Consider the following 4,512-nt stretch of genomic DNA (forward strand, 5'->3'; position numbering starts at 1 on the left):
GGTTATTAACTTAAAAATATGGCTGAAACTAAAATTTGGGGCGTAACAATTGAAGATTCGGCGTTAGCCTTTTCAACAGATGGGATTCAACCCGGCAAATGGCTGCAAGATGCAGCTAGCCAAGTCTGGGAAGCTATCAAAAAAGGCGTCCAAACGGTTGTAGAGTTTGGGAAAAAGATATGGGAAGGAGGAAAAGAATTACTTGGCGCGATTGCCCGCGGTGACTGGGGGCTGTTTGGGCAATGGCTGAAAGACGATCCGCTAGGCTTTTTTGCAGGGGGCGCTGCGGTAGCAGTTGCGGGCTGGTTTATTGGTTCCGTAACAGGTCTTACGGCGCTTGCTAGCGGTGGTATAGCTTCAATGTGGAGCGCACTCGGCAGTATTAAACTAGGTGGTGTAGCTTTAGGTGCGATGCTTCCCACTCTTCAGCAAGCAATTGTAGGTACAACAAATACCGTGCTTAATATTGATTGGCTGCAAAGTAACAACGCCATTCTTGCTGAACTTAAGGCTGTTCACAGTTCGTTTATGAACACGTTTGGTGAAAGTGTAGGGAGACTACTTGTAGGAATGTTTTTAGGAGGGGGTAAAAGTAATCCTAAATTAAAAATAAACATTACCGGGGCTGTTGCGGTATCAATTCAAGCAGAACAAGATACGGGGAACAGTATCACCGAGGAACTGATAGACGAATTATCAAGCTTGGCTAACGCTTTTATCCGATACGCTCGAAATTTAGCAGCCAAAATTGGATATATGAATTTGAGAAAGTATGCACGTGAAAATGTGCGTACTGGCAATAAATCAATTGACGATAAAATTGCAAATTGGGGATTGCAAGACGGTCAATCTTTTGTGATTAATTCCAAAGTCGATGATAAAATAGAAAAAATTACTGAAACCAATCCCGACTTAGGTAACTTTTTGGAAGGTCTTAAAGAAGGAGCTTTAGATGGATTTAATGAATTTGTTGTGATGACCTAGCTTTTACCTTCATTTTTACAAATAGCCGGCTAACTTAGTCGGCTAAGCCAGAAAATACACTAGAAACTAATGGGCACTAAAACACGGACTTTCCCTATCTCGCTTAAGCCAACTACCACAACAGCTATCACCGAGGTATTTCAACTTAGGAACGTGACTATCGATCCAGATGATGAATTAGGAATATATTTAGAAGCTATATATTGCAATGGTTCGCTCGCATCTTTTCAGCTTTTTAAATTTCCCGATTTTGACGGGGATGAATCGGAGGCCGAAAAACTTAGTAAATTCACTACCGCCGAGAATGCGTCCCAAAAATTTGGATTAAAGTTACTCACTCGAAAATCAGGCGAGACAGGATGGAGGGAAAAAGCAGAAATTATTATGGTAAATAGGGGGCGTAAAGATTACTTTGATTTACTTAATCCATATTTAACCAAAAAATCAGTTCGCATATTAGAACAAAATGATGAAATAGCAATTCAGCTTGTAGACTACGGGTACGGATTGCTAAAAGATAATGATTTTTTAGAATTAGAATTTGCAATTAGAATTGAAAGCGAAAAAAAAAATAACGAGATAGAACAATTAAGGCTCGATTTAGAGACACTTAAGCTAGCGATTGACGGTAGATTGACGGAATTACCAGCTAACACTTTATTGGGACGCGATGCAACTACGGGTGCAGTACAACAGATACCTCAATCTCGCTTTGCTAAACCCGCCGATATTGATACTGCAATACTTGATTTAATTGGGGGCGCACCGGGCGCGTTAAATACTTTAGACGAACTAGCGCAAGCGTTATCAGATGATACTAATTTTGCAACAACTATTACTAACCAAGTAGCATTAAAGGCGCCAGTTGATTCTCCTACTTTTACCGGAAACGTATCTACCTCTGGCATTCTTGCTGTAACAAATACAACTCAGTCTACCTCTACTACCACTGGCACTCTAGTAGCTGGTGGTGGAATAGGAGTATCTGGGAATGGCCATTTTGGGGGCATCCTTCAATCAGGTGGTAGAGGTGTATTTCCTACTCAGAATACACATACTTATACTTCACCAAATGATCATGTAACAGGTGTTTGCGGTACAGACGCAGTTATAGATGGATCCCTAAAAGGATGGCAAATTATTACTTATATACGCCCAGGTAATGCAAATTTCGGCGTACAACTAGCACTTTGTGATACCGAAGACGGGGTAAGATACAGACGAAAGACGGCAGGAACTTGGAGTAATTGGCGTACTATTATTTAAATAGTTTTTATAAGATAAATGCCACGACCTAATCTTAGAAAATCGTATCAACCTAATTTACAAAAATCCTATCAACCCGATTTAAGTAAGCCATCTGAGCCTAGTTTTGCGAGAAAAGATAGTGAGTCAACACCCAACTCTACCGAGCTAGGGATAACTCGCGAATTAGGCTCGGTAGCAGGTATTACTGTTGAAGCAAGGGCAAAAGTAGATTTAGAGTCCCTACTACCTGCACAAGGTATCTCAATTCAAAGAGATGAATCAAATAACACTTTATCGATAGGGGCTGGTTTAGGCTCTACCAGAGGTAAATTGGGGGTGAATATTGGGGCTGAAATGGGTTTTAACCCAGATGGGACTACTACCCTTAAATCAGCCAGTGGTGGGGTAAATGTAGCTGGCTTTGGGATTGAAGGGAGAGCCGGTCAAGGTGGTAGTGGGGGACTAGCACTAACAGGTTTTGGGATAACAATCGATGTTGCAAAAGACGAAAAAGGAGGGATTAGTGGAGGGATTAGTATTAGGTTGCCAGGTGGGGAGTTGGGAATAGGATTTCAGCCTAACGGTACTGAAATTGTCGAAGTGCCGCCGCCAGAACCTTATACCTCTCCCCCTAATTCTGATATCGAAACTTTCACAGCCCCTTGGACTCCTGTTTATCCACCTAAATGGGGAAAAGAAACAGAGTCGCCCAATCCGCCATTATTTCCACCTCCACCTAGTAGACCCGCTCCCCCACCGGAACCGGTAGAAAATAAAATATGCAAGATGGTAGTAGTTTTTAGTTCCGCGAATCATTATTTATATTGGATAAAAGACTATCGATATAGCGGTGACGGTTCTGTAGAGAGAGGTTCGGCATTTGTCGAATATGACGACTCTGGAAAATTGACAGGTTTTGTGGGCTCTTATAAACAATATTACAGTTGGGAGGAATATATTCATTATCCCCCTCGCAGTTTTTACAACAACGTAGATAATCCAACTTTAGTGCCAGTCCCGGAACCTTCAAGAAATTGGAAGCCTAGTAGTTATTTCGCATTCGTCCAACGTCAACTCGCTGGCGCTTCAGTTGTCGAATATTGGGGTGAGGAGAGAGCAATTTATGGATACTTAGAATCCAGAGTGTCCGTTGAACCAGGATGGAATGCTATTTATGACACGACCCCCCATGTTTGGTATTATTATAGCAGCAGTTCCGGTGGAAAGCTTTTCTACAAAATAGTAGCTCATTGGTGCGGCGACAAGCCGACTCGCAAACCAATACAATTACCTAATTACCCACAACAAATTAAACCTATGGATTGTTGCGACAAAGTAGAGGAAATTTACAAATACCTCGGAATTGCTAAACTCAAAAAAAATAAATTCCCAGTGAGTAATGCCTTCTTAGTACCCGGTGGCAAGGGAAACGACAATTGCATTGACTACTATTCCATTACTCAGGCTTTATTTAGAATGCTTGCTAATGGTTTGATTATTAATCCCAAAAGTAAGCCTTTGGGTAGCGAATGGCAAAATGTTAATGCTACCGCTTGGGCGGGGCAAATGTACGAGATGTTAGCTGAAAGCATGAGTGATGGCAATTCGACTCAACGCTTTGAGGTAGCTGCGATAATGCAGTTGGTGCAAATTATGAGCACACTTGCGGAAACAAGCCGTAAAGTCGAATTCGTAGCTGATGCGATCGGCATTGAACCGGAACCCGTACCAGAAGAGCTACCTGTTTGTTTTACGGTTTACGAAAAACACAAAGGTTTTGGGAAAGGTGAACCCAAGAAGCTAAAAACTTCTAATTTGAAGACAGACGAACAAGTAGAGGAAGTGTTGGGTAAAATGCTTAACCCTAGCAAAATACCCATTGTGCGCTGGCAATTTAAACCGGGACAGATAAGCATAAATGAGGCATTGAGGAATGGCTAAATCAATTAGTGGTGGTAGCGGGGGACGGACAAGCTCAAACAGTAGAAGCGCTTCCCCTAGGGGGACGACCGACCAACAAAGGGAAGCGGCTGGTAAAGGTGCAATTCGAGAAGAATTTCTGAGAAAAAAAGATGAACTGATTAAGCTGAAATCACTTGACATCTTCCTGGTCAAGGATGCGATGGGCATCAATCCCAAAAAAAGTGACATGAAGCCAGAGCTCAAGGATATAGTTAAACGCCTGAAAGAAAAAAACAAAAATATTAAGTAGTTAAACAAAATTAATTACATAAATAACTAATATGATATAATAAGAATATTAAGTATATTTAAAGAGGT

4 protein-coding genes are annotated in these 4,512 nt (G+C 41.5%); all 4 read left to right on the forward strand.

Annotated features, from left to right (window positions below; genetic code table 11):
- Positions 1 to 18: 18 nt before the first annotated feature.
- The 4 genes from QUB11_RS30740 (at position 19) to QUB11_RS30755 (ending at position 4,444) form a co-directional block, all read left to right on the forward strand.
- Positions 19 to 984, forward strand: a complete 966-nt coding sequence (locus QUB11_RS30740) for a hypothetical protein (protein ID WP_333392519.1) — start codon at positions 19 to 21, stop codon at positions 982 to 984.
- Positions 985 to 1,053: 69 nt separating this feature from the next.
- Positions 1,054 to 2,250, forward strand: a complete 1,197-nt coding sequence (locus QUB11_RS30745; RefSeq protein ID WP_333392521.1) for a hypothetical protein — start codon at positions 1,054 to 1,056, stop codon at positions 2,248 to 2,250.
- An 18-nt stretch (positions 2,251 to 2,268) separates the two neighbouring features.
- A complete protein-coding gene (locus QUB11_RS30750) occupies positions 2,269 to 4,173 on the forward strand; it encodes a hypothetical protein (RefSeq protein WP_333392523.1) in 1,905 nt (634 codons plus the stop codon).
- Positions 4,166 to 4,444: a hypothetical protein gene (locus QUB11_RS30755; protein WP_333207534.1), complete on the forward strand. Its 279-nt coding sequence runs from the start codon at positions 4,166 to 4,168 to the stop codon at positions 4,442 to 4,444. The genes QUB11_RS30750 and QUB11_RS30755 overlap by 8 nt, the downstream gene beginning before the upstream one ends.
- Positions 4,445 to 4,512: the final 68 nt, after the last annotated feature.

This window comes from Microcoleus sp. B6-A1, assembly GCF_036705085.1.
Classification (GTDB): Bacteria; Cyanobacteriota; Cyanobacteriia; order Cyanobacteriales; family Microcoleaceae; genus Microcoleus.

Bases quoted from the DNA above. Each gene is read 5' to 3' on its own strand.
- QUB11_RS30740 (WP_333392519.1), top strand. From the start codon at position 19: ATGGCTGAAACTAAAATTTGGGGCGTAACAATTGAAGATTCGGCGTTA.
- QUB11_RS30745 (WP_333392521.1), top strand. From the start codon at position 1,054: ATGGGCACTAAAACACGGACTTTCCCTATCTCGCTTAAGCCAACTACC.
- QUB11_RS30750 (WP_333392523.1), top strand. From the start codon at position 2,269: ATGCCACGACCTAATCTTAGAAAATCGTATCAACCTAATTTACAAAAA.
- QUB11_RS30755 (WP_333207534.1), top strand. From the start codon at position 4,166: ATGGCTAAATCAATTAGTGGTGGTAGCGGGGGACGGACAAGCTCAAAC.